19 protein-coding genes and 1 riboswitch are annotated in these 24,043 nt (G+C 58.2%); of the genes, 12 read left to right on the top strand and 7 right to left on the bottom strand.

From position 1 onward, the window contains the following. Window positions 1-83: 83 nt before the first annotated feature. Window positions 84-1,367, bottom strand: a complete 1,284-nt coding sequence (locus tag ABLU86_RS11305) for a putative acyl-CoA thioester hydrolase (protein ID WP_015704788.1) — start codon at window positions 1,365-1,367, stop codon at window positions 84-86. A gap of 213 nt (window positions 1,368-1,580) precedes the next feature. Here ABLU86_RS11305 and hutI point away from each other — a divergent pair, with 213 nt between their 5' ends. From hutI to ABLU86_RS11275, 6 genes are all read left to right on the top strand, one after another. Then, window positions 1,581-2,840 (top strand): imidazolonepropionase, encoded by a 1,260-nt coding sequence (gene hutI / locus ABLU86_RS11300; RefSeq protein WP_163359289.1) that lies wholly within the window; start codon window positions 1,581-1,583, stop codon window positions 2,838-2,840. Further along, the gene (gene hutG, locus ABLU86_RS11295) at window positions 2,837-3,793 is read left to right on the top strand and encodes a formimidoylglutamase (RefSeq protein ID WP_042895638.1); all 957 of its coding nucleotides are present in this window, start codon (window positions 2,837-2,839) and stop codon (window positions 3,791-3,793) included. The genes hutI and hutG overlap by 4 nt, the downstream gene beginning before the upstream one ends. Before the next feature lie 61 nt (window positions 3,794-3,854). Continuing rightward, window positions 3,855-4,580, top strand: a complete 726-nt coding sequence (locus ABLU86_RS11290) for a histidine utilization repressor (RefSeq protein WP_042895636.1) — start codon at window positions 3,855-3,857, stop codon at window positions 4,578-4,580. A 142-nt stretch (window positions 4,581-4,722) separates the two neighbouring features. Next, window positions 4,723-6,411 (top strand): urocanate hydratase, encoded by a 1,689-nt coding sequence (hutU, locus tag ABLU86_RS11285; protein ID WP_042895633.1) that lies wholly within the window; start codon window positions 4,723-4,725, stop codon window positions 6,409-6,411. Further along, the gene (hutH, locus tag ABLU86_RS11280) at window positions 6,408-7,943 is read left to right on the top strand and encodes a histidine ammonia-lyase (protein ID WP_015367622.1); all 1,536 of its coding nucleotides are present in this window, start codon (window positions 6,408-6,410) and stop codon (window positions 7,941-7,943) included. The genes hutU and hutH overlap by 4 nt, the downstream gene beginning before the upstream one ends. Window positions 7,944-8,042: 99 nt before the next feature. Beyond that, window positions 8,043-9,425, top strand: coding sequence for an amino acid permease (locus ABLU86_RS11275; protein WP_015367620.1), 1,383 nt, complete (start codon window positions 8,043-8,045; stop codon window positions 9,423-9,425). Window positions 9,426-9,938: 513 nt separating this feature from the next. Here ABLU86_RS11275 and ABLU86_RS11270 read toward each other — a convergent pair. Together ABLU86_RS11270 and bioA are read right to left on the bottom strand one after the other, a co-directional pair. Further along, window positions 9,939-10,415: a kinase inhibitor gene (locus ABLU86_RS11270; protein WP_015367619.1), complete on the bottom strand. Its 477-nt coding sequence runs from the start codon at window positions 10,413-10,415 to the stop codon at window positions 9,939-9,941. Window positions 10,416-10,485: 70 nt separating this feature from the next. After that, on the bottom strand, window positions 10,486-11,775 hold the full coding sequence (gene bioA, locus ABLU86_RS11265) for an adenosylmethionine--8-amino-7-oxononanoate transaminase (protein ID WP_063443424.1): 1,290 nt from the start codon (window positions 11,773-11,775) through the stop codon (window positions 10,486-10,488). A gap of 85 nt (window positions 11,776-11,860) precedes the next feature. Between bioA and bioB the strand changes: the two genes are divergently transcribed. The 5 genes from bioB to uvrB all read left to right on the top strand — a co-directional run bounded on the left by bioB (window position 11,861) and on the right by uvrB (window position 18,093). Continuing rightward, window positions 11,861-12,901: a biotin synthase BioB gene (bioB, locus tag ABLU86_RS11260; RefSeq protein ID WP_015704794.1), complete on the top strand. Its 1,041-nt coding sequence runs from the start codon at window positions 11,861-11,863 to the stop codon at window positions 12,899-12,901. Then, the gene (bioF, locus tag ABLU86_RS11255) at window positions 12,898-14,055 is read left to right on the top strand and encodes an 8-amino-7-oxononanoate synthase (RefSeq protein ID WP_348796129.1); all 1,158 of its coding nucleotides are present in this window, start codon (window positions 12,898-12,900) and stop codon (window positions 14,053-14,055) included. The genes bioB and bioF overlap by 4 nt, the downstream gene beginning before the upstream one ends. Beyond that, a complete protein-coding gene (gene bioC, locus ABLU86_RS11250; RefSeq protein WP_348796128.1) occupies window positions 14,039-14,794 on the top strand; it encodes a malonyl-ACP O-methyltransferase BioC in 756 nt (251 codons plus the stop codon). The genes bioF and bioC overlap by 17 nt, the downstream gene beginning before the upstream one ends. Then, window positions 14,787-15,467 (top strand): dethiobiotin synthase, encoded by a 681-nt coding sequence (bioD, locus tag ABLU86_RS11245; RefSeq protein WP_015704797.1) that lies wholly within the window; start codon window positions 14,787-14,789, stop codon window positions 15,465-15,467. The genes bioC and bioD overlap by 8 nt, the downstream gene beginning before the upstream one ends. A gap of 610 nt (window positions 15,468-16,077) precedes the next feature. After that, entirely contained in the window at window positions 16,078-18,093 is a 2,016-nt protein-coding gene (gene uvrB, locus ABLU86_RS11240) for an excinuclease ABC subunit UvrB (protein WP_015367612.1), read from the top strand. Window positions 18,094-18,290: 197 nt separating this feature from the next. On the opposite strand, the gene pmrB is transcribed toward uvrB, so the two are convergent. The 4 genes from pmrB to yvcK all read right to left on the bottom strand — a co-directional run bounded on the left by pmrB (window position 18,291) and on the right by yvcK (window position 22,720). Then, window positions 18,291-19,388 (bottom strand): two-component system sensor histidine kinase PmrB, encoded by a 1,098-nt coding sequence (gene pmrB / locus ABLU86_RS11235; protein ID WP_046883538.1) that lies wholly within the window; start codon window positions 19,386-19,388, stop codon window positions 18,291-18,293. Window positions 19,389-19,392: 4 nt separating this feature from the next. Further along, on the bottom strand, window positions 19,393-20,064 hold the full coding sequence (gene pmrA / locus ABLU86_RS11230) for a two-component system response regulator PmrA (protein ID WP_032705592.1): 672 nt from the start codon (window positions 20,062-20,064) through the stop codon (window positions 19,393-19,395). Continuing rightward, window positions 20,061-21,704 (bottom strand): phosphoethanolamine transferase EptA, encoded by a 1,644-nt coding sequence (gene eptA / locus ABLU86_RS11225; protein ID WP_348796127.1) that lies wholly within the window; start codon window positions 21,702-21,704, stop codon window positions 20,061-20,063. The genes pmrA and eptA overlap by 4 nt, the downstream gene beginning before the upstream one ends. Before the next feature lie 110 nt (window positions 21,705-21,814). Further along, complete coding sequence (gene yvcK, locus ABLU86_RS11220) at window positions 21,815-22,720, bottom strand: uridine diphosphate-N-acetylglucosamine-binding protein YvcK (protein WP_015704803.1); 906 nt, start codon at window positions 22,718-22,720, stop codon at window positions 21,815-21,817. Window positions 22,721-22,928: 208 nt separating this feature from the next. Continuing rightward, window positions 22,929-23,066: riboswitch (molybdenum cofactor riboswitch) on the top strand. On the opposite strand from yvcK, the gene moaA reads away from it, so the two are divergent. Beyond that, window positions 23,054-24,043, top strand: coding sequence for a GTP 3',8-cyclase MoaA (moaA, locus tag ABLU86_RS11215; protein WP_059304916.1), 990 nt, complete (start codon window positions 23,054-23,056; stop codon window positions 24,041-24,043). (Overlaps the previous riboswitch by 13 nt.)

The raw sequence follows: 24,043 nt of genomic DNA, 5'->3' as shown, positions 1-24,043 counted from the left end.
GCGAAAATTATTAATTGGGGTTGTGGCAGGAGTACACGCGGATAAGAAAAGCCCGCGCTCGGGGAGAGCGCGGGCCGATAATATTACTGTTTCGGAGCGGCAACCACAAAGCTGCCTACGCCGCGGTTGTTATATTCCCACATGCGGTTGAAGCCGTTGTCGTTAAGGTTACGCTGCGGGTTGCCTTTATCATCCTGCGCGCCAACGTTACCGCTGAAGGCGCGGTTAGAGCCGACCGCCGCCGCCCACGGTTGAGCAATGTTAAAGCCTTCATTGATGACGCTATCGCGAATCACCACCTGGCCATTGCTGTTGCCGTCGACGTCCAGCGCGCGGCCCAGCTGCGCGACGTTATCGCCGGACGCGGTGAAGCGGCTGTTGGTCGCCAGGAAGCCGTAGGTTACGCTTTTCAGCGTTGCCGGGGCGAAAACGTAGGCTTCTTTCTGCGTACGCGAATTCACGACGCGGAAATCGGTATTATCGAATACCACCGCGCCGCGACCGGAAACGATATCCACATCGCCTTCAATATAGCTATTGGTCACCAGCGTGCGGGTCTGACGGTTGTCCTGCAGACGGTTCTGCACGCCGCTATTGGTCACAAAGAAGGTGTTCTGGCGGCCAAGAATGTTGACCTTGTTGATCTGCACCTGGTCGCCATCGCTGCGCAAGGCCACTGCCTGATGGGTACCGGCATCGACGCTGTCGCCGAGATTGTTGGCGATGGTCAGGTTCTGCAGCTGCAGGCCATTATTCTGCGACCAGAAGACCGCGGAACACATCACGCCGACGGTGGCGGCGGATTTGCTCTGGCAGCTGTCGAACATATACCACGCGGGCTTGCCTGGCATGTATTTGCCGCCCGGATTGACCAGATGACGCCAGCTATTGCGGTCCATTTCGGAATCAATCGCTTCGCTGATTTTGACGTCGGCAGGGTTTTCACCGGTACCATAAATCGTCAGCGCGCCCGGCGCGGCAGGCACGTAGACAGTACCCGCATATTCGCCTGGCATAACGGCGATGAACAGGCGACGGGCGGAGTGACGGGCAATCGCCGCATCGACCGCGGCCTGAATAGTCGTGTGGGTCACGCCCTGGGCACCCGCCGGGCCGACGATGAAATCAGGCTGCGCCGGCAGGCTGATAGCGGATGGCGTCCACGCGGCGGCATTCGGCGTCAGCGACTGAAAATAGGCCGCTTGAGTGAAGTTTTTCGCTTCATCGGCGCTAAGAATCGGCCGTGCGGTATTGCCCGGTGCAGTCTGCGTTGAGGGCTTTTGATCGGCAGGCGTCGAGCTACAGGCGGACAGCGTCACGCCGAAGGCCAGCGCCAGCGCCAGACGGGAAACGGAATATGTGTTCATGTTGCTCCGGGCGATAATATGCAAAGTTACATACCCTTTGTGCGTGACAGGGTATAAGTCCTTTAAAACCTGCTGTTTTATACTAACTTGAACGAAACGGGAAGATGCCAGTTCAAAAACTTCACTTCTTTACGTAACGCGAAGCGCTGACGGAACGTCTTTAGTCACAAAAAAATAACATTTACCCGCGCTTTTATTGACATTACCGGCGTTATGAAAATAAATGTCTATACAACCCATGACAAGTTGAATGCTATGACTGAAGCCACCTCTGAACTCGTTATCTGGCGAAACGCGCGTCTCGCCACTTTGCATCCTGATTCTTCTCAACCATACGGCCTGCTGGAGCGCCATGCGCTGCTGGTGCGTAACGGCCGTATCGAGGCGATCGTCGACGACGCTGACGCCCCGGCGGGGCGTCGTATCGACCTCGAAGGCCGGCTGTTGACGCCGGGTCTCATTGACTGCCACACGCACCTGATTTTTGGCGGCAGCCGGGCGCAGGAGTGGGAGCAGCGGCTGAACGGCGTGTCGTATCAAACCATCAGCGCCAACGGCGGCGGCATTAACTCCACCGTGCGCGCCACGCGCGAAAGCAGCGAAGCTGAACTACTGGCGCTGGCGCAGCCGCGTCTGGAGCGCCTTCTGCGTGAAGGGGTGACAACGCTGGAGATTAAATCAGGCTACGGTCTCGATCTGCAAAACGAACGCAAAATGCTGCGGGTCGCCCGACAACTGGCTGACGACAATGGCGTGGAACTGTCGGCGACGCTGCTCTCCGCCCACGCCACGCCGCCGGAATATCATGGCGACGCCGATGGCTATATCTCGCTGGTCTGCGAGACCATACTGCCGACGCTGTGGCAAGAGGGGCTGTTTGAAAGCGTTGACGTCTTCTGTGAAAACGTCGGCTTCAGTCCACAGCAAACCGAGCGCGTATTTCAGGCCGCGCAGGCGCTGGGCATTCCGGTAAAAGGCCACGTTGAGCAGCTCTCGTCGCTGGGCGGCGCTCAACTGGTGAGCCGCTATCATGGGCTTTCCGCCGACCATATCGAGTATCTGACGGAAGAGGGCGTGGCGGCGATGCGCGAAAGCGGCACCGTGGCAGCCCTGCTCCCCGGCGCGTTCTACTTCCTTAATGAAACCCGCAAACCGCCGGTGGAACTGTTACGCAAGTACCAGGTGCCGATGGCGGTGGCGACCGATTTCAACCCGGGCACCAGCCCCTTCGCCAGCCTGCATCTGGCGATGAACATGGCCTGCGTCAAGTTTGGTTTAACCCCGGAAGAGGCCTGGGCCGGGGTAACTCGCCATGCCGCGCGGGCGCTGGGGCGACAGGAGAGTCATGGTCAGCTGGCGGCGGGCTTTGTCGCAAACTTCGCTATCTGGGATGCCGAGCATCCGGTCGAGATGGTGTATGAGCCGGGGCGCGCGCCGCTCTGGGGGCGCGTGGTACGAGGAGAACTGCAATGATGCTGTGGCAAGCTACCCCCGCGAACCTTTGGCAAGGGCGTGATGATAGCGCGGAGGCGCCCAATGCGCTGCGCCTGTTCCAGACCATCGCCCGCGCAGAACGCTTCGCGCCGCAGGAGATGCCTGGCGATATCGCGCTGCTCGGCTTCGCCTGCGACGAAGGCGTACGGCGTAATAAAGGGCGCACCGGCGCCGGAGATGGCCCGGAAACGTTACGCCGGGCCTTAGCCAATATGGCCAGTCATCAGGGCCATGACCGCTGCGTGGATATGGGCACTATTAGCGTCGATGGCGAACAGTTAGAAGCCGCGCACCAGGTGCTACGCGAGGCGGTGGCCGTCTGTCAACGCGCCGGCAAACGCACGCTGGTGCTGGGCGGCGGCCACGAGACGGCCTTCGGCCACGGCGCTGGGGTACTGGACGCCTTCCCGGGCGAAAAAGTGGGCATTATTAATCTCGATGCGCATCTGGATTTACGCTTTGCCGAATGCGCCAGTTCCGGGACGCCGTTCCGCCAGCTGGCGCTGGAGTGTGAAGCGCAGCAGCGAGGTTTTCACTATACCTGCATCGGGGTTAGCCGGGCGGCGAACACCCAGGCGCTATGGGATGAAGCGGCGCGCCGCCAGGTGGCTATCGTTGAGGATCTGGAGGTGCTGGCAGCCTTCGAAACACGCGTGTTGCCGGAGCTTGAGCGCAATATCGCGCAATTCGACCGTCTGTATCTGACTATCGATCTCGACGTGCTGCCGGCGCGCGAAATGCCGGCGGTTTCCGCGCCGGCGGCGCTGGGCGTGCCGCTGGCGACCCTGCTGCGGATCGTTGAGCCGTTGTGCCGCAGCGGTAAGCTACAGGCGGTGGATTTGGTCGAGTTTAATCCGCAATTTGACATCGACGGACAGGGCGCCCGCGCGGCGGCCCGTCTGGCATGGCAAATCGCCCATTGGTGGCGCTAGCGATCCGCGCTATTATTTTCGTTTCGCCGCTCCGCTTATTACGCATAAGGAAAGCCAGGCCATGTTTGCACAACAACCTCGTTCCGCGCCCGCGCCTTTCTATGAAAAGGTGAAGCAGGCGATCAGCGAAAAGATCCACCGCGGCGAGTGGCGTCCGCACGACCGAATTCCCTCGGAGGCTGAACTGGTCGCCCAGTTCGGCTTCAGCCGCATGACCATCAACCGCGCGCTGCGCGAACTGACGGATGAAGGCTTGCTGGTGAGGCTACAGGGAGTCGGTACCTTCGTCGCCGAGCCGAAAGGGCAGTCGGCGCTGTTTGAAGTGCGCAGCATAGCCGATGAGATTGCCTCCCGCCGTCACCAGCACCGCTGCGACGTGCTGCTTTTAGAGGAGACCGAAGCGGATGTTATCCAGGCGGAGGCGCTCAACGTCGCCGAAGGCACGCGTATCTTTCATTCGCTGATGGTGCATTTTGAAAATGATGTCCCGGTACAAATTGAAGACCGCTGCGTCAATGCCGCGGTGGTGCCAGACTATCTATTACAGGATTACACCGCCACCACGCCGCATGATTATCTGTCGCTGATTGCGCCGTTAACCGAAGGCGAACATATCGTCGAGGCGGTGCAGGCGACGTCAGAAGAGTGCGCGCTGCTGCGCATCCTGCCGCACGATCCCTGCCTGCTTATTCGCCGCCGCACCTGGTCGACGACGCATATTGTCTCACACGCTCGCCTGCTGTTTCCCGGCGCGCGCTACCGTCTGCAGGGCCATTTCAGCTCGTAATTCTCCCTGGCGTCAGCAAAACGTGATTGCTGACGCAATATAACAAAATTGTATCATTTCTGTTAAATCCTGGCTTGCGTAGAGTTGTATAGACAAGTATATGTATCTACGTACACAACGTTAATTGTCAGGAGAAACCCCGATGTCGCAAAGCAAATATCGCCAGCTGGACGTACGTGCCCCGAGAGGCACGACGCTGACCGCCAAGAGCTGGTTGACCGAAGCGCCGCTGCGTATGTTAATGAATAACCTCGATCCCGATGTCGCCGAAAACCCGCATGAGCTGGTGGTCTATGGCGGTATTGGTCGCGCTGCGCGCAACTGGGAATGCTATGACGCTATCGTGAAGGCGCTGAAAAACCTGGAAAGCGACGAGACCCTGCTGGTGCAGTCCGGCAAACCGGTCGGCGTATTTAAAACGCATGAAAACTCGCCGCGCGTGCTGATCGCTAACTCCAACCTGGTCCCGCACTGGGCCACCTGGGAACACTTCAACGAACTGGATGCCAAAGGGTTGGCAATGTACGGCCAGATGACCGCCGGCAGCTGGATCTACATCGGTAGCCAGGGCATCGTACAGGGCACCTACGAAACCTTCGTCGAAGCCGGTCGCCAGCACTATCAGGGCAGCCTGAAAGGTCGCTGGGTGTTAACCGCCGGTCTGGGTGGCATGGGCGGTGCGCAGCCGCTGGCTGCGACGCTGGCAGGCGCCTGCTCGCTGAACATTGAATGCCAGCAGAGCCGCATCGATTTCCGTCTGCGTACCCGCTACGTGGATGAACAGGCCACTTCTCTGGATGACGCCCTGGCGCGCATCAAAAAATACACCGCCGAAGGCCGCGCTATCTCCATCGCGCTGTGCGGCAACGCCGCGGATATCGTTCCGGAACTGGTGAAACGCGGCGTTCGCCCGGATATGGTTACCGACCAGACCAGCGCCCACGACCCGCTGCACGGCTATCTGCCGAAAGGATGGAGCTGGGAGGAGTATCAGCAGAAAGCCGAATCCGATCCGCAAGGCACTATCCTGGCGGCGAAACGCTCGATGGCCGACCACGTTCAGGCGATGCTGGCCTTTAATGAAATGGGCGTACCGACCTTCGACTACGGCAACAACATCCGCCAGATGGCGCAGGAAATGGGCGTCAGCAACGCCTTCGATTTCCCGGGCTTCGTGCCGGCGTATATCCGTCCGCTGTTCTGCCGCGGTATCGGCCCGTTCCGTTGGGTAGCGCTGTCCGGCGATCCGCAGGATATCTACAAAACCGACGCGAAGGTGAAAGAGATCATTAAAGATGATAAGCATCTGCACCACTGGCTGGATATGGCGCGCGAGCGCATCAGCTTCCAGGGACTGCCGGCGCGTATCTGCTGGGTAGGTCTGGAGTGGCGGCAGAAGCTGGGGCTGGCCTTTAACGAAATGGTACGTAGCGGCGAAGTCTCCGCGCCGATCGTGATTGGCCGCGATCACCTTGATTCCGGCTCCGTCTCCAGCCCGAACCGCGAAACCGAAGCCATGCGCGACGGCTCGGATGCGGTATCTGACTGGCCGTTGCTCAACGCACTGCTTAACACCGCCAGCGGCGCGACCTGGGTGTCGCTGCACCACGGCGGCGGCGTAGGCATGGGCTTCTCGCAGCACTCCGGGATGGTTATCGTCTGTGATGGTACCGATGAAGCGGCGGCGCGTATCGCTCGCGTCCTGCATAACGACCCGGCGACCGGCGTAATGCGTCATGCCGACGCGGGTTACGATATCGCCATTGAATGCGCGGTGGAACAGGGTCTGAATCTTCCGATGGTTGCGGCAACGCAGGGGAACGCTAAATGAAATCTTTAACGCTAATTCCGGGGCAACTGAGCCTGTCGCAGCTCCGCGACGTTTACAGCCACCCGCTGAACATTACCCTTGATAGCAGCGCGTTTGCGGCAATTGATGAGAGCGTGGCCTGCGTTAACGCCATCCTCGCCGAAGGGCGGACCGCCTACGGTATCAACACCGGTTTTGGCCTGCTGGCGCAGACCCGTATCTCGACGGAAGATCTGGAGAACCTGCAGCGTTCGCTGGTGCTATCCCATGCGGCAGGCGTTGGCGAGCCGCTGGACGATGACCTGGCGCGCCTGATTATGGTGCTGAAGATTAACAGCCTGTCCCGCGGTTTCTCCGGGATCCGCCTGAGCGTGATCCAGGCGCTGATTGGTCTGGTCAATGCCGGCGTGACGCCGTGGATCCCGGCGAAAGGTTCCGTCGGCGCCTCCGGCGACCTTGCGCCGCTGGCGCATATGTCGCTGACGCTGCTTGGCGAAGGCAAAGCGCGGGTACGCGGCGGCGAATGGCTGCCGGCGACGGAAGCGTTACGTCAGGCGGGGCTGGAGCCGATTACCCTGGCGGCGAAAGAAGGTCTGGCGCTGCTGAACGGCACCCAGGCGTCGACGGCCTTTGCGCTGCGCGGTCTGTTCGAAGCCGAAGATCTGTTCGCCTCCGCGGTCGTTTGCGGGGCGTTAACCACCGAAGCGGCGCTGGGTTCGCGTCGTCCGTTCGATGCGCGTATTCACGAGGTGCGCGGCCAGCGTGGTCAGATTGATGCGGCGGCGCTGTATCGCCACCTGTTGACCGATGACAGCGCGATTTCGCAGTCGCATCATAACTGCGCCAAGGTGCAGGATCCGTACTCTCTGCGCTGTCAGCCGCAGGTGATGGGCGCCTGCCTGACGCAGATCCGCCAGGCGGCGGAAGTATTGTTAGCCGAAGCGAACGCGGTCTCCGATAACCCGCTGGTCTTTGCCGCCGAAAATGACGTCATCTCCGGCGGTAACTTCCATGCCGAACCGGTAGCGATGGCGGCGGATAATATCGCACTGGCGATCGCGGAAATCGGCTCGCTCTCCGAGCGTCGTATCGCGCTGATGATGGACAGCCATATGTCGCAGCTGCCGCCGTTCCTCGTGAAAAATGGCGGCGTCAACTCCGGCTTTATGATAGCCCAGGTCACGGCGGCGGCTTTAGCCAGTGAAAACAAAGCGCTGTCGCACCCGCATAGCGTTGACAGCCTGCCCACCTCCGCGAACCAGGAAGACCACGTCTCGATGGCGCCGGCTGCCGGTCGTCGCCTGTGGGCGATGGCGGAAAACACCCGCGGGGTGCTGGCCGTCGAGTGGCTGGCGGCGGCGCAGGGGCTGGATATGCGCGAAGGGCTGACCACCAGTCCGCTGCTGGAAGAGGCGCGTCATCTGCTGCGCGAACGCGTGCCGCATTATACCCAAGACCGTTTCTTCGCTCCTGATATTGAAAATGCCACCGAGCTTTTGGCCGCACGTCACCTGACGCGTCTGCTGCCTGCCGTATTGCCTGGCCTGAATTAATCACCGTTGTTCTCTGTACCCGCGTCGGGGGGATGTCATCCCCCCGGCCGTCCTACATCGCATATTTGTCGTCATATAAAAAAACCAGGACACCTGTATATGCAACAACAACACAAACCGCATCTGCTGCGCGGGCTGAATGCCCGACACATTCGTTTTATTGCGCTCGGTTCCGCTATCGGCACCGGGCTGTTCTACGGTTCGGCCTCCGCCATTAAGGCGGCGGGTCCGGCGGTGCTGCTGGCCTATCTGATCGGCGGCGCGGCGGTCTTTATGGTCATGCGCGCGCTGGGTGAAATGGCGGTGCGCAATCCGGTTTCCGGCTCCTTCGGCAGCTACGCTCGCCAGTATCTCGGGCCGCTGGCCGGATTTATTACCGGCTGGACCTACACCTTTGAAATGGTGATCGTGGCGCTGGCCGACGTCACCGCGTTCGGTATCTATATGGGGTTGTGGTATCCCGATGTGCCGCGCTGGATCTGGATCCTCAGCATCATCTTCTTTATTGGCGCGATGAACCTGTGCAACGTGCGGGTGTTCGGCGAGATGGAGTTCTGGCTGTCGCTGATTAAAGTGGTGGCGATTATCGCTATGATGGCGGCGGGCGCGGGGATCATCTTCTTTGGCTTTGGCCATAGTTTCCCGGCCACCGGGCTGGAAAATCTGTGGAGCCACGGCGGCTTTGCGCCAAATGGCTGGCAGGGGATCATCGCCTCGCTTGGCATAGTGATGTTCGCTTTCGGCGGTGTAGAGATTATCGGCGTCACGGCGGCGGAAGCGCAGAACCCGAAGAAGGTCATCCCGCAGGCCATCAACACCATTCCGCTGCGTATTATTCTGTTTTACGTCTGCACCCTGGCGGTGCTGATGGCGATCTTCCCGTGGAATAGTTTTGGCGAGCAGGGCAGTCCGTTTGTGCTGATCTTTGATGGCCTCGGGATCCCGGCGGCGGCGACCGTACTGAATATCATCGTGATTAGTGCCAGTATCTCGGCGATTAACAGCGATATTTTTGGCGCCGGGCGCATGATGTACGGTATGTCGAAAGAGGGGCTTGCGCCGAAGTGCTTCCAGCGGATCGCCAGCAACGGCGTACCCTGGATGACGGTCGTGGTGATGGGCGTGGCGCTGCTGGTGGCGGTGGTGCTTAACTATCTGATGCCGGAACAGGTCTTTGTCCTGATTGCCTCGCTGGCGGCGTTCGCCACCGTCTGGGTGTGGCTGATGATCCTGCTCTCTCATTTCTCGATGCGCCGCGGTTTGTCGGCCGAAGAGCGCAGTAAGATCGAATTCCCGATCCCCTTCTGGCCGGTTGGCCCGCTGTTGACGCTACTGTTTATGGGGCTGGTGATCGCCGTGCTGGGAATGGTGGAAGAGACGCGCGTGGCGCTGTTAGCCGGGCTGGTCTGGCTGGGGCTGCTGACGGTGGTGTGGTACGCACGCGTGCGTAAAACCGCGCTGCAGGTGGCCACTGAACAGTAAGGTCATTCTCCCCGGTGGCGCTGCGCTTACCGGGGCTACGTTTGGACCGTAGATACTGTTATCGGTTTGCAACGGTTTTGGTCGGGGAAAACATGTGCTTTGTGTTAATTCCGACACATTGCGCTCCCAATATTTCTTCTGCGTTATGTCCCTCATGGCGCAGGGAGCGCACAGGGGGCGGCCAGTCGCCGCCGCCCCCTGTACCCCCGGTCTCTGGCCGCCAAAATCGCCACTTCGTGGTACCTTCGACTTATCCCTGCAGGCTTCGGGTCGGGCCGAGGCAGCGTCCTTGCAAAACACGGCCCTCAGCCCGCATCCATGCGGGCTGCCCCGGCCTTCCGGGAACGTCTCAGCGATTTTGAGGCCGCCAACAACGGCAGTTTCAGCAAGCATGGTGAATAAATTAAAGGCAGGCCGCACGGACCGTAGGTCGGGTAAGCGCAGCGCCACCCGACAATATACCGGTGCCGCGGGTTGCCCGGATAAGGCGCAAGCCGCTATCCGGGGGGATAATTAACTGAACAGGGCGGTGATGGAAGCGCTGGCGAGCGAATGGAAATGGACATTAAAGCCGACCATCGCGCCGCTCGCCTCGGCGTCGATATCAATCTTATCGATATCCAGCGCGTGTACGGTAAAAATGTAGCGGTGGGTTTCCCCCTTCGGCGGCGCCGCGCCGCCGTAGCCGGCCTTACCAAAATCGGTGCGGGTCTGAATGGCCTCTTCTGGTAGCTCCGCCTGACCGGAACCGGCCCCCTGCGGTAAAACCCGGGTATCGGCAGGCAGGTTGGCTACCACCCAGTGCCACCAGCCGGAACCGGTCGGCGCATCCGGGTCGTAGCAGGTGACGACAAAGCTTTTGGTTCCTGCGGGAACGTCGTCCCACATCAGATGCGGCGAAAGATTATCGCCATCGTACCCCATACCGTTGAATACGTGACGATTAGGCAGCTTGCCGCCGTCCTGCAGATCGTGACTGGTCAGTTTCATGCTTCATCCTCATTGATAATGCGCTGATTAACAAAGAAGTGTAGCCTTCCCGACGGCGCAATTCCGCTGTTTATTCGCTAAAAAATGTTTCTTCTTGTACCGCCATATTGACCGCTCGGGTCAGGCGAGTCAGCTGTTGTGGGCTGATGATGTACGGTGGCATCAGATAAATCAGCCGGCCAAACGGGCGGATCCATACCCCTTGCTCAACAAAAAAGCGCTGCAGAGCGGCCATGTTCACCGGATGACGGGTTTCAACCACGCCAATCGCGCCGAGTACGCGCACGTCGGCGACCCATTCTGACTCGCGCGCCGGAGCCAGCTCGGCCTTCAGCTGGGCTTCAATCGCCGCTACCTGCTGTTGCCATTCGCCGCTCTCCAGCAGGCGCAGGCTTTCGCTTGCCACCGCGCAGGCCAGCGGATTGCCCATAAAGGTGGGGCCGTGCATAAAGCAGCCGGCTTCGCCATCGCTGATGGTTTCAGCTACCGTTCGGGTGGTGATGGCGGCGGAAAGGGTCATGGTACCGCCGGTCAGCGCTTTACCCAGACACAGAATATCGGCGGAGATACCGGCATGCTCGCAGGCGAACAGTTTGCCGGTACGGCCAAAGCCGGTGGCAATCTCATCGGCGATCAGCAAAATCCCTTCCCGGTCGCACATTTTACGCACTCGCTTTAGCCACTCCGGATGGTACATGCGCATCCCGCCGGCGCCCTGGACTACCGGTTCGAGGATCACCGCGGCGATTTCGTGGCGATGCGCGGCCATCAGGCGGGCAAACGGCACCATATCCATCTCATCCCACTCGCCGTCGAAGCGGCTTTGCGGCGCGGGGGCAAACAGGTTATCCGGCAGATAGCCCTGCCACAGGCTGTGCATTGAATTCTGCGGATCGCAGACCGACATCGCGCCGAAGGTGTCACCGTGATAGCCGTTGCGGAAGGTCAGGAAACGACGGCGCGGTTGGCCTTTAGCCTGCCAGTACTGCAGCGCCATTTTCATCGCCACTTCTACCGCCACCGAACCGGAATCGGCGAGGAAAACGCACTCCAGCGATTCCGGCGTCATCGCCACCAGCTGGCGACAGAGCGCCACCGCCGACGGATGGGTGATCCCGCCGAACATCACGTGCGACATCTGGTCGATCTGCGCTTTCATCGCCGCATTCAGGCGCGGGTGATTGTAGCCATGGATCGCCGCCCACCAGGAGGACATGCCGTCAACCAGTTGTTCGCCGCCGGCGAGGGACAGCTCGCAACCGTGGGCGGAAACCACCGGGTAGACCGGTAGGGGGGAAGTCATAGAGGTGTAGGGGTGCCAGATGTGGCGCCGATCGAAAGTGAGATCGTCCAGTGTCATAAGCGACTTGTAAACCATTTTGAAAACATTTAGGTTTACGAGTATAAACCGAACCGCAAATTAACAAAACCTTTTGGAGAGGCCAATGGCTCACCACGCACGCTGGACAATGTCGCAAGTTACTGAGTTATTTAATAAACCACTCATCGATCTGCTCTTTGAAGCGCAGCAAATCCACCGCCAGCATTTTGACCCGCGTCAGGTGCAGGTTAGTACGTTGCTGTCGATTAAAACCGGCGCTTGTCCGGAAGACTGTAAATATTGCCCGCAAAGCGCACGCTACAAAACCGGTCTTGAATCCGAGCGCCTGATGGAAGTCGAGCAGGTGCTGGAATCAGCGCGTCAGGCGAAAAACGCCGGCTCGACCCGCTTCTGCATGGGCGCGGCGTGGAAGAACCCTAATGATCGCGATATGCCGTATCTGGAGCAGATGGTGAAAGGCGTCAAGGCGCTGGGGCTGGAGTCCTGTATGACGCTCGGCACCCTTACCGATAGCCAGGCGCAGCGCCTGGCCGGCGCGGGGCTGGATTACTACAACCATAACCTTGACACCTCGCCGGAATTTTACGGCAACATCATCACCACCCGTACCTATCAGGAACGTCTGGATACGCTGGATAAGGTACGCGATGCCGGGATTAAAGTGTGCTCCGGTGGAATCGTCGGGTTGGGGGAAAGCGTGAACGATCGCGCCGGGCTGCTGCTGCAGTTGGCTAATCTGCCAACGCCGCCGGAAAGCGTGCCGATCAACATGCTGGTGAAGGTCAAAGGTACGCCGCTGGCGGATAACGACGATGTTGACGCTTTCGATTTCATCCGCACGATCGCCATTGCGCGCATCATGATGCCAACCTCCTACGTGCGTCTCTCCGCCGGGCGCGAGCAGATGAACGAGCAGACCCAGGCGATGTGCTTTATGGCCGGGGCGAACTCGATTTTCTATGGCTGCAAGCTACTGACGACGCCAAACCCGGAAGAAGATAAAGACCTGCAGCTGTTCCGCAAGCTGGGCATCAACCCGCAGCAGACGGCGGTGCTGGAAGGTGATAATGAGCAGCAGCAGCGCCTGGAGCAGGCCTTACTCACCCCGGACACTGAGGAATACTACAACGCGGCGGCGCTATGAGCTGGCAGCAACGAATCGATCGGGCGCTGGACGAACGGCGGGCGGCGGAGGCTTTTCGCCGCCGCCTGCCGGTAAGCCACGGCGCCGGACGCTGGCTGGAGCGTGAAGGGGAGCGCTGGCTCAACTTCTCCAGTAATGACTACCTGGGCCTGAGCCAGCATGGCGCGATTATCGCCGCCTGGCAGCAGGGGGCGGAACGTTATGGCGTCGGTTCCGGCGGATCGGGCCACGTTAGCGGCTATAGTGAGGCGCATCGCGCGCTGGAAGAGGAACTTGCCGACTGGCTGGGCTATCCGCGCGCGTTGCTGTTTATCTCCGGCTTTGCCGCGAATCAGGCGTTGATTGCCGCGCTGGCGGAAAAAGACGATCGCATTGTGGCCGATCGCCTGAGCCATGCCTCCCTGCTGGAGGCGGCAAGCCTCAGCCCGGCGCAGCTGCGCCGCTTTACCCACAATGACCCGCAACAGCTTGCTCAATTGCTGGCGAAACCGCTGGACGGCCAGCAGTTAGTCGTTACCGAAGGGATTTTCAGTATGGACGGCGACAGCGCGCCGCTGGCTGACATTCAGGCGGCAGCCCGCAGCGCCGGAGCATTATTACTTGTTGATGATGCTCACGGAATCGGGGCGATTGGCGATGAAGGGCGCGGAAGCTGTCATACGCAGGCGGTTCGCCCGGAGCTGCTGGTAGTCACCTTCGGCAAGGCGTTTGGGGTAAGCGGCGCGGCGGTACTGTGCAGTGAATCGATGGCCGATTATCTGCTGCAGTTTGCCCGTCATCTCATCTACAGCACCGCGATGCCGCCGGCGCAGGCGGTAGCGCTGAGCGCGGCGTTGCGGATCATTCGTAGCGATGAGGGCCAGCAGCGGCGGGAATTCTTGAGCGCCCGCATCCGTCAGTTCCGCGCTGGAATGGGCGATGTTTCGCTGGGGCTGACCGATTCCCGGAGCGCGATTCAGCCGCTGATCGTTGGCGATAACGCGCGAGCGCTAGCCCTGGCATCCAGCCTACGCGAGGCCGGCTGTTGGGCTACCGCCATTCGTCCGCCGACGGTTCCCGCCGGCGGCGCGCGTCTGCGCCTGACTCTGACTGCCGCTCATCAGGCCGAGGACATTGCGCGTTTACTGGAGGTGCTTCATGGCCACGGTGAATAAGCAGGCTGTGGCCGCGGCGTTTGGTCGCGCGGCCAGCGGCTATACGCAACATGATGAGCTGCAGCGCCGCAGCGCTGAATTGCTGCTGCGCCAGTTGGCGAGGAGCGATTTTGCCCGAGTGCTGGACGCTGGCTGCGGGCCCGGCAGCATGAGCCGTTACTGGCGCGAAGCGGGAAGCGAAGTTACCGCGCTGGATCTCTCCGCCGGGATGCTGGCGCAGGCGCAACGCAACGGCGCCGCGCAGCATTATCTGCAGGGCGATATCGAAGCGCTGCCGGTGCCGGATGCCTGCTTCGATCTGGCATGGAGTAACCTGGCGGTGCAGTGGTGTGACGAGCTAAGCGCGGCAATCGGCGAGCTGTACCGGGTGGTGCGGCCCGGCGGGCGAGTAGCGTTCACCACGTTGCTCGCCGGATCGCTACCGGAACTCAATCAAGCGTGGCGGGCGGTCGATGAACATCCCCATGCCAACCGTTTTCTCAGCGAACAGGCGGTAAGGGCGGCGCTGAGTGGCCTGCGCGCCGAAGGCGTCGTGCATCAGATTAGCTTACCGTTCGCCGACGCGTTAAGCGCCATGCGCTCGCTAAAGGGCATTGGCGCTACCCACTTACATCAGGGGCGGGCGTCTGCGCCGCTTAGCCGCGGCAAGCTGCGCGAACTGCAACTGGCCTGGCCGCAACAGCAGGGCCAGTGCCCGCTGACGTATCATCTTTTTACAGGAGTCATTGAACGTGACTAAACGTTTCTTCGTCACCGGAACCGATACTGAAGTCGGTAAAACCGTCGCCAGTAGCGCGCTGCTGCAGGCGGCGAATCAGCTGGGATTTAACACCGCAGGCTATAAGCCGGTGGCTTCCGGGAGCGACCTGACCGCACAAGGGTTACGCAATGAAGATGCGCTGGCCCTGCAGCGTAATAGCCGGGTGGCGCTGCGCTATGAACAGGTTAACCCTTATACTTTTGCCGAGCCGACCTCGCCGCATATTATTAGCGCCGATGAAGGGCGACCGATTGCCGCGACGACGCTTTCCAGCGGTTTACGCGAACTGGAGCGCCTGGCCGACTGGGTGCTGGTGGAAGGGGCGGGCGGCTGGTTTACGCCGCTCTCGGAAACCCTGACCTTCGCCGACTGGGCGCAGCAGGAGCAATTGCCGGTGATTTTAGTGGTCGGCGTCAAACTTGGCTGTATCAATCACGCGATGCTCACCGCCCAGGCGGTACGCGAAGCCGGGCTGCCGCTCGTGGGCTGGATCGCCAACGATATCCAGCCGCCGGGTAAACGCCATCGCGAATATCTGCAAACCTTAACGCGGGTATTGCCAGCGCCGCTGCTGGGGGAAATTCCCTGGCTTGCCGACGCATCGCAACGTCAGGATCTCGCGCAGTACCTGGATCTGAGCCCCCTGCAATAACCCCGCATAAACCTGCGAGACGGCTCTATTTTTTGTTGACAGGACGATGAAATGTGGTCCAGAAAACGCAAAAAATCCAGCCGTCTTTAGCTGATAAATATCAAAAAAAATTCGATAATTTTTTTTAGCCACGGGCTTTGGTCCGATGAGACTTTTCTGCCGGGTGGCAGACCTCGCGGCCTGCAGGCAGTTATCCACTATTCCTGTGGATAACCTTGTGTATTAGAGTTAGAAAACTTGCGGTAAGCTAGAGAGTACGCGGCCTGCGAGCAAATTGGCGCGAAACCCGTCTTTTGGTAAATTATGTTTTATTTCAGCAAGTTAAATAAAAGCAATGGCTGTCAGAAAAGTGTCACCGGCTGCCATAAAAGATTCATTACCTTGCTTGACAAATGTTAAATGATAAATGTTTCTGGGGATAACCACACAGGCTGGTGGATTATTCCGCAAAGCGCGCATTTTACGCCCGCAGTCGGACGACCGCGCGTCCTTTTGCCGCCATACAATAATGCGATACTGTTTTTATATCCAGTATTATTTATTGGCAAAAATGAAACTGAAGGGTAGAATTAAACACCTGCTGGCCAATCCCATCTTCAGGTCCTGAAATATGAGCAAACCATTCAAGCTGCACTCCGCATTCCGTCCTTCCGGCGATCAGCCCGAAGCCATCCGCCGTCTGGAAGAGGGGCTGGAAGATGGCCTTGCGCATCAAACCCTGCTTGGGGTAACCGGTTCGGGGAAAACCTTCACCATCGCCAACGTTATCGCTGACTTACAGCGCCCGACGATGGTGCTGGCGCCGAACAAAACCCTGGCGGCGCAGCTGTATGGCGAGATGAAAGAGTTCTTTCCCGAGAATGCGGTGGAGTATTTTGTCTCCTACTACGATTATTACCAGCCTGAAGCCTACGTACCGAGCTCGGATACCTTTATCGAAAAAGACGCCTCGGTGAACGAACACATTGAGCAGATGCGTCTGTCGGCCACCAAAGCGTTGCTCGAACGGCGCGATGTAGTGGTGGTGGCTTCGGTTTCCGCCATTTACGGACTTGGCGACCCGGATCTGTATCTGAAGATGATGCTGCACCTGACCACCGGCATGCTGATCGACCAGCGGGCGATCCTGCGTCGACTGGCGGAACTGCAATACACCCGCAACGATCAGGCCTTCCAGCGCGGCACTTTCCGCGTCCGCGGCGAAGTTATCGATGTCTTCCCGGCGGAATCCGATGATATCGCGCTGCGTATTGAACTGTTTGACGAAGAGGTCGAGCGGCTATCGCTGTTTGACCCGCTGACCGGCCACGTCGAATCGTCCATTCCACGCTATACCATCTATCCGAAGACCCACTACGTTACGCCGCGCGAGCGTATCGTACAGGCGATGGAAGAGATCAAAGACGAGCTGGCTGACCGCCGCAAGGTCCTGCTGGCGAACAATAAACTGCTTGAAGAGCAGCGGCTGAGCCAGCGCACTCAGTTCGACCTCGAAATGATGAACGAGCTGGGCTACTGCTCGGGGATTGAAAACTACTCGCGCTTTCTCTCCGGGCGCGGGCCGGGCGAGCCGCCGCCGACGCTGTTCGACTACCTGCCGGCGGATGGCCTGCTGGTTATCGATGAATCGCACGTGACTATCCCGCAAATCGGCGGTATGTACCGTGGCGACCGGGCGCGTAAAGAGACGCTGGTGGAATATGGCTTTCGCCTGCCGTCAGCGCTGGATAACCGGCCGATGAAGTTCGAAGAGTTTGAAGCGCTGGCACCCCAGACCATCTACGTTTCAGCGACGCCGGGTCCCTATGAGCTGGAAAAATCCGGCGATGAGGTGGTAGACCAGGTCGTTCGCCCAACGGGCCTACTGGATCCGGTTATCGAAGTGCGGCCGGTGGCGACGCAGGTCGACGATCTGTTATCAGAAATCCGTACCCGTGCGGCGATCAATGAGCGTGTACTGGTGACGACGCTGACCAAACGCATGGCGGAGGATTTAACCGAATACCTGGAAGAGCACGGTGAACGGGTGCGCTATCTGCACTCCGATATCGATACCGTCGAGCGTATGGAAATTATTCGCGATCTGCGTCTTGGCGAGTTCGACGTGCTGGTGGGGATCAACCTGCTGCGCGAAGGGCTGGATATGCCGGAAGTATCGCTGGTGGCGATACTTGATGCCGATAAAGAGGGCTTCCTGCGTTCCGAGCGCTCGCTTATCCAGACCATCGGCCGCGCGGCGCGTAACGTGAACGGTAAGGCGATTCTTTACGGCGATAAAATCACGCCATCGATGGCGAAGGCGATCGGTGAAACCGAACGCCGCCGCGAGAAGCAGCAGCGTTATAACGAAGAGCACGGTATTGTGCCGCAGGGTCTTAATAAGAAAGTGGTCGATATTCTGGCGCTGGGTCAGAACATCGCGAAGACCAAAGCCAAAGGCCGTGGCAAAGCCCGTTCTCCGGTGGAAGCCGATAGCGTCGAACTGACGCCGAAAGCGCTGCAGCAGAAGATCCACGAGCTGGAAGGGCAAATGATGCAGCATGCCCAGAACCTTGAGTTTGAGGAAGCCGCGCAGATCCGCGATCAATTGCATCAGCTACGCGAACTGTTTATTGCGGCATCATAAGGGTGATAGGGGAGCCGTGCAAAAATGACGGCAATTTGCAATTGCCGTCACGCTATTATCGTAGGATCTTAATGTTGGCTTAATTTTCTTCAGCGACACTATCCTCAGTTTAATGAGGATAGCGCCATGCAAAAACTGACCAACCGTGAATATCTGGCCATTGCGACCGCCTTTGTGATAGTGGTCGCCTTCTTACATCAATGGGTATTAACCTTCTGACGCGAACTGCGTGGGAACAGCACCCAGGCGCGGACGCCCGGTCCGGGTTGACGGTTATGTAAAAAGAATTGCGCATCGTGCAGTTGAGCGATGCGGGTGACAATGCTTAAACCGAGGCCTATTCCACCATAGCGGCTATCCATACGGACAAACGCTTTACTCAGTTCGCCGCTTTTGGCCTCATCAATGCCCGGCCCTTCATCTTCAACTGCCAGAATCGGCGTATTTCCCGGTTTTACCGAAATCTTAATCTTCGACCCCACGGGGCTATAGCGGTGCGCATTCTCCACCAGATTGCGTAAAATCACCCGCGCTAACGTCGCATCCCCGGAAATGAGATCCTCGCCGGCGCCGCTTTCTATCTCCAGCGTCTGCTGGCGCGCTTCGAGCATTGTTTTCAGCTCATCCTGCAGAGGCTCCACCACATCTTCGTGCAAATGCACCTGCTGGTAACTCCCGGCGGAAAACGACTGCCCGACGCGCGCCAGTTGTAGCAGCTGCGAAATGCTGTTGGTCATCTGATCGAGGCGTTGAATTAACGGATCAACGCTGACGCCGTGAACCTTCGCCAGCAGTTCCAGATGCAAGCGCAGCCCGGCAAGAGGGGTACGCAGTTCGTGGGCGACGTCGGCGGTAAACAGACGCTCGCGATCGAGCGTCAGGGTCAGCCGCGACACCAGTTGATTAATCGCCATGGTCACTGCGGTCACTTCCGGCACCGACTCCTGCAAAATAATGGGTTGCAGATTATCCGGCGTCCGGCTTTCCAGCTCGCTCTGCAGATTTGATAGCGGACGGGTGATTTTCTTCACCGCCATCAGGCTGATATATAGCGCCAGACCGATGATCAGCAGGCTTGGCACCAGCAGGCTGGCGACCGCCTCGCGTACCTCATGTTCGACGTGCCTTTGATTGTTATGACCCTCAATGGCGCTGGCAACCAGCAGCTGGATTTGCTCTTTGCTTTCATGCCATAGCCAAAATACGCTGATCAGCTGGCAGACCACCAGAATCGCGCCGATGGTCAACAGCAGGCGGTGGCGCATGGTCCAGGTTTCGGTCGCAAACAGTGCCATAGCGTTATTCTGACTCCGTATTATTCACCAGCATGTAACCAAAGCCGCGGACGGTGCGGATCCGCGCTTTACCAATCTTGTCGCGCAGATTATGGATATGCACTTCGAGGGTATTGGTGGCCGGTTCGTTATCCCAGCTGTAGATATCATTGTAGAGAATTTCGCGATGTACCGGGCTGCCGGCCTTCATCATCAGGCGCGAGAGCAAAGCATACTCTTTTGGCGTCAGCTCCAGCGATTCGCCGGCCAGCCACACCTGACGACGGGTAACATTAAGGCGCAGGTTGCCGACGGTCAGCTCATTATCGCCCTGATTATTATGGCGACGCAGCAGCGCGCGAATGCGGGCGTTGAGCTCTTCAAGCGCGAAAGGTTTCACCAGGTAATCGTCAGCGCCGGTATCCAGTCCGCTGATGCGGTCGCCCACGGTATCGCGGGCGGTGAGGATTAACACCGGTTGGGTGAATTTCTCCCGGCGCATACGCGCCAGGAAATGCAGACCGTCTTCATCCGGCAGGCCCAGGTCGAGCACCACCAGACTGTAATGGTTGCTGGCTAACGACAGCGCGGCTTCATGCGCGGTGGCGACGCCATCGCAGACATAGCCTTCGCTTTGCATGGCCAGAATTAACCCTTGTAACAGGAGCGCATCGTCTTCAATGACTAAGATTTTCATCTGCCGGTCTCTCTACATGGCGTTAAAAGGTCGTCTTTTGCCTGATACTCGCGGGTGTCTACCCCGAGCAGGCCAAGCAGGGTAGAGAACAGATTATCTTGTGAATAATCGTTCGTCTTCGCCTGCTGTTGCAAACACTGGCTGGATACGCCATAGCGTTGCTGATAATCCGGCGACAACCACAGCAGCATCGGCACGTGTTTTTGCGTATCCGGCGCTATGGAGTACGGCAGGCCATGCAGATACACGCCATCTTCACCCAGCGATTCGCCGTGGTCAGACAAATACACCAGACTGGTGGTGAATTTATTCTGTTTGGACTGTAGTAATTTTATGGCTTTATCAACCACATAGTCGACGTACAAAATGGTGTTGTCGTAGGTATTGGTCAACTGTTGTTGCGTACAACTTTGGATTTCATTGGTATCGCAGGTCGGGGTGAATTTTTTGAATTCAGCCGGGTAGCGATTGTAATAGGTCGGGCCATGACTACCAATGGTGTGCAGAACGATAATGCCATCCTGCTGTAAATTATCGATATAGCTATTAAGATTATGGAACAGCACGTCATCGTAGCACTCGCCATCAATGCACTCGCCGCTGAGGTTCAGGTTGGTGACGTTTTGGTGCGGTACGCGGTCACAGGCGCCTTTACAGCCGCCATCGTTGTCGTTCCATAGCACCTGAACACCGGCGCGCTGTAGAATATCCAGAACGCCTTCCTGATGGTGCGCCAGTTCTTCATCGTAATGCGCGCGCGGCATATTGGAGAACATGCAGGGGACGGAAACCGCGGTTGCGGTGCCGCAGGAGGTGGTTTTCGGGAAGTACACCACGTCGTCCTGTTTCAGGCGCGGGTTAGTTTCGCGATCGTAGCCGCCCAGCGAGAAATTCTCGGCGCGCGAGGTTTCGCCCAGCACCACGATGGTCAGATTTTTACGCGCGCCGTTATGCATCACCGCTTTCTGTTTGGCATCTTCGCCGATCTTCACCAGCGGCAGGTTATCCATCCGGTTATGCGCATACCACGAGTTCAGCGCCACAATGCTGTTGGAAGGGCTTAAAGATTTCACCAGCTCCTTATTGTTACGGAATACCGAGGCGTAATCTTTGTAGAACAGCGCCGCCACCAGCACAATGAGCAGCGCTGAAACGGCGATATTGAGCAGGCGCATCGTCGCACCGCGCCAGAAAGAGGCCGGTCTGCGAACTTTAATCCACCAGGCGACCAGAACCATCAATAGCCCGGAGAGACCCAGCACGATGACCATTTGCGTCGACAGCAGGGCAAAACTTTCCGCAGGTGTCGTATCGAAGATATTGGCGATCATCGAACGGTCGATCACCACGCCGAAGGTCCAGATAAAGTACTGCGCCGAGGCGCTCAGCAGAATAAACAGGCTGATGACTACCCGGTCGAGCTTTAAGAACGAGGCGAGGGTGGTGATGATGTTCATCACGCTAATTGCCACGATCGGCATGCTAAGGAAAACCAGCCAGTTATGGAGATTGTTTACCGGCAGTAGCGGGAAAACCTGGCGATAAAAGGCCAGGTTAAGAAAGATACCGATATAACAGGCAAAGAGCGTCAAATAAGCCGTGCGGCCGAGTACCGGCCGACGTAAAGAAATAAACGACATAACGAATACCCGTAGTAGGAGATGTTCGTTATGTTGACAGCGATATTTTAAGACAACCTTAAGATTTTAATCTGAGGCGTCATCTTGTTTAAAATAGTGCCGCTTAAGGATTAACCTAATGCCTGAATAGCCTGCTCCAGCGCCTGGCGTAGCAGCACGCGGTCATGACGATAGGTGACATCGCTGGCGTCCAGCGCGGTCTGAATCACCAGTCGTTCTTCCATACCCTTAACATCGGCTTTCGGCCCGACGATGGCGGCATCAATCACTTTTTTGCCGACGTAATGTTCCAGAATAGTCATTCTGTCCGCCAGCGTTAGATTGGCGGCAGGACTATGTTCCTTACCCAGGTTATCGATAAACACCATGGGCGCCGGGGTCCGCCGCAGCGCCTGGGCCATTTCGTCGAGCAGTAAAATGGGCAGCAGGCTGGTGTAGAAGCTCCCTGGCCCAATCAGGATCAGATCGGCCTCGGCGATGGCCTCAACCGCTTCGCGAGTCGCCGGAACCGGTGGGCTGAGCATCAGTTCCTGCGGGATGTGATCCAGCTGATCGATATTCACTTCGCCATACACTTCATGGCCTTCATGATCGAGCGCCACCAGATCGACCGGTTGCTCCGACATCGGAATCAGGAAAGCATCCACTTTAAGCAGGTTTCTGATCAAATTGATCGCCTCTAAAGGCCGCACACTCAGGTGATCCAGCGCCTTTAACATCAGATTTCCGAGGTTATGCCCGGAAAGCTCGCCATTGCCGCCAAAACGATATTCAAACATCGCGGAAGCGACGCTGGGTTCGGCGATTAATTGATTAATGCAGTTGCGCATATCGCCCCAGGCGATCCCCCCTTCCGAGCGGCGAATTCGCCCCGTTGATCCGCCGTTATCGGTGGTGGTCACGATGCCGGTCAGGCGTGAGCCGAGCGACGAGAGCGACGACATCACCCGCCCCAAACCGTGGCCTCCGCCAAGGGCGACGACGCGGTCCAGATCGGCGAAAGTGCGATTGCGCATACGAATTCCTTCTGTTCAATGTTCGGGTTTAGCGTCTCCGATCTACCCCTAAAAGATAATGCCCGGTTTCCGTCAAACTGACCGATATCAATGTTAAAGTGTGATTTTTGGCTATTCTGTACTGAAAATGCAAGATATTAGCGATATATAGATGATTATATAGCGAAAATGAAAATGGCGAAACCATCGTTAAAGCGCTACTATCGGCATAACCAACTAACACTCTAGCCTTAGTACCTGTGTCGCAAGATATGGTGCTCTGGCCGCGGCAGCCGCGCTGTCGCCAGGGCGTGGAAAGAAATGACCGCGCCTCCCGTACTTGGAAAGGTGTATATGGCCTCACAGCTTACTGATGCATTTGCGCGTAAGTTTTATTACTTGCGCCTGTCGATTACCGACGTGTGTAACTTTCGTTGCACCTACTGCCTGCCGGACGGCTACAAGCCTGGCGCCGTGACCAACAAGGGTTTTCTTAGCGTAGACGAAGTGCGCCGCGTGACGCGCGCTTTTTCCGCCCTTGGCACGGAAAAAGTCCGCCTCACCGGCGGCGAACCCTCGTTACGTCGCGACTTTACCGAGATTATTGCCGCCGTGCGTGAAAACAGCGCGATTCGTCAGATCGCGGTGACCACCAATGGTTATCGCCTGGCGCGTGATGTCGAACGCTGGCGCGATGCCGGGCTGACGGCGATTAACGTCAGCGTCGATAGCCTCGACGCTCGCCAGTTCCATGCCATCACCGGTCAGGATAAATTTCAGCAGGTGATGGACGGTATTGACGCCGCCTTTGCCGCCGGCTTTGAAAAGGTTAAGGTCAACACCGTGCTGATGCGTGATGTCAACCATCACCAGCTCGACACTTTCCTCGCGTGGATCAAACCTCGCCGTATTCAACTGCGTTTTATTGAGTTAATGGAAACCGGCGAGGGCAGCGACCTGTTCCGCCGTCACCACATTTCCGGTATGGTGCTGCGCGATGAACTGCTGCGCCGCGGTTGGATCCACCAGATCCGTCAACGAAGCGATGGCCCGGCACAGGTCTTTTGTCACCCGGATTACGCCGGTGAAATCGGCTTGATCATGCCGTATGAAAAAGACTTCTGCGCCACCTGTAACCGTCTTCGCGTCTCATCCGTTGGCAAACTGCACCTGTGTCTGTTCGGCGAAGGCGGCGTAGATCTGCGCGACCTGATGGCCGAGGACGAGCAGCAGGCCGAGCTGGAAGCGCGGATAGCCGAAGCCTTAACCCATAAAAAGCAGACCCATTTCCTGCATCAGGGCAACACCGGTATTACGCAGAACCTGTCGTATATTGGCGGATAA

Source organism: Klebsiella sp. JN_Kp121, from assembly GCF_040062145.1.
In the GTDB taxonomy this organism is placed as follows: domain Bacteria; phylum Pseudomonadota; class Gammaproteobacteria; order Enterobacterales; family Enterobacteriaceae; genus Klebsiella; species Klebsiella aerogenes.
The sequence above is the reverse complement of the archived record's forward strand: the minus strand, read 5'-3'. Positions and strand labels throughout refer to the sequence as shown.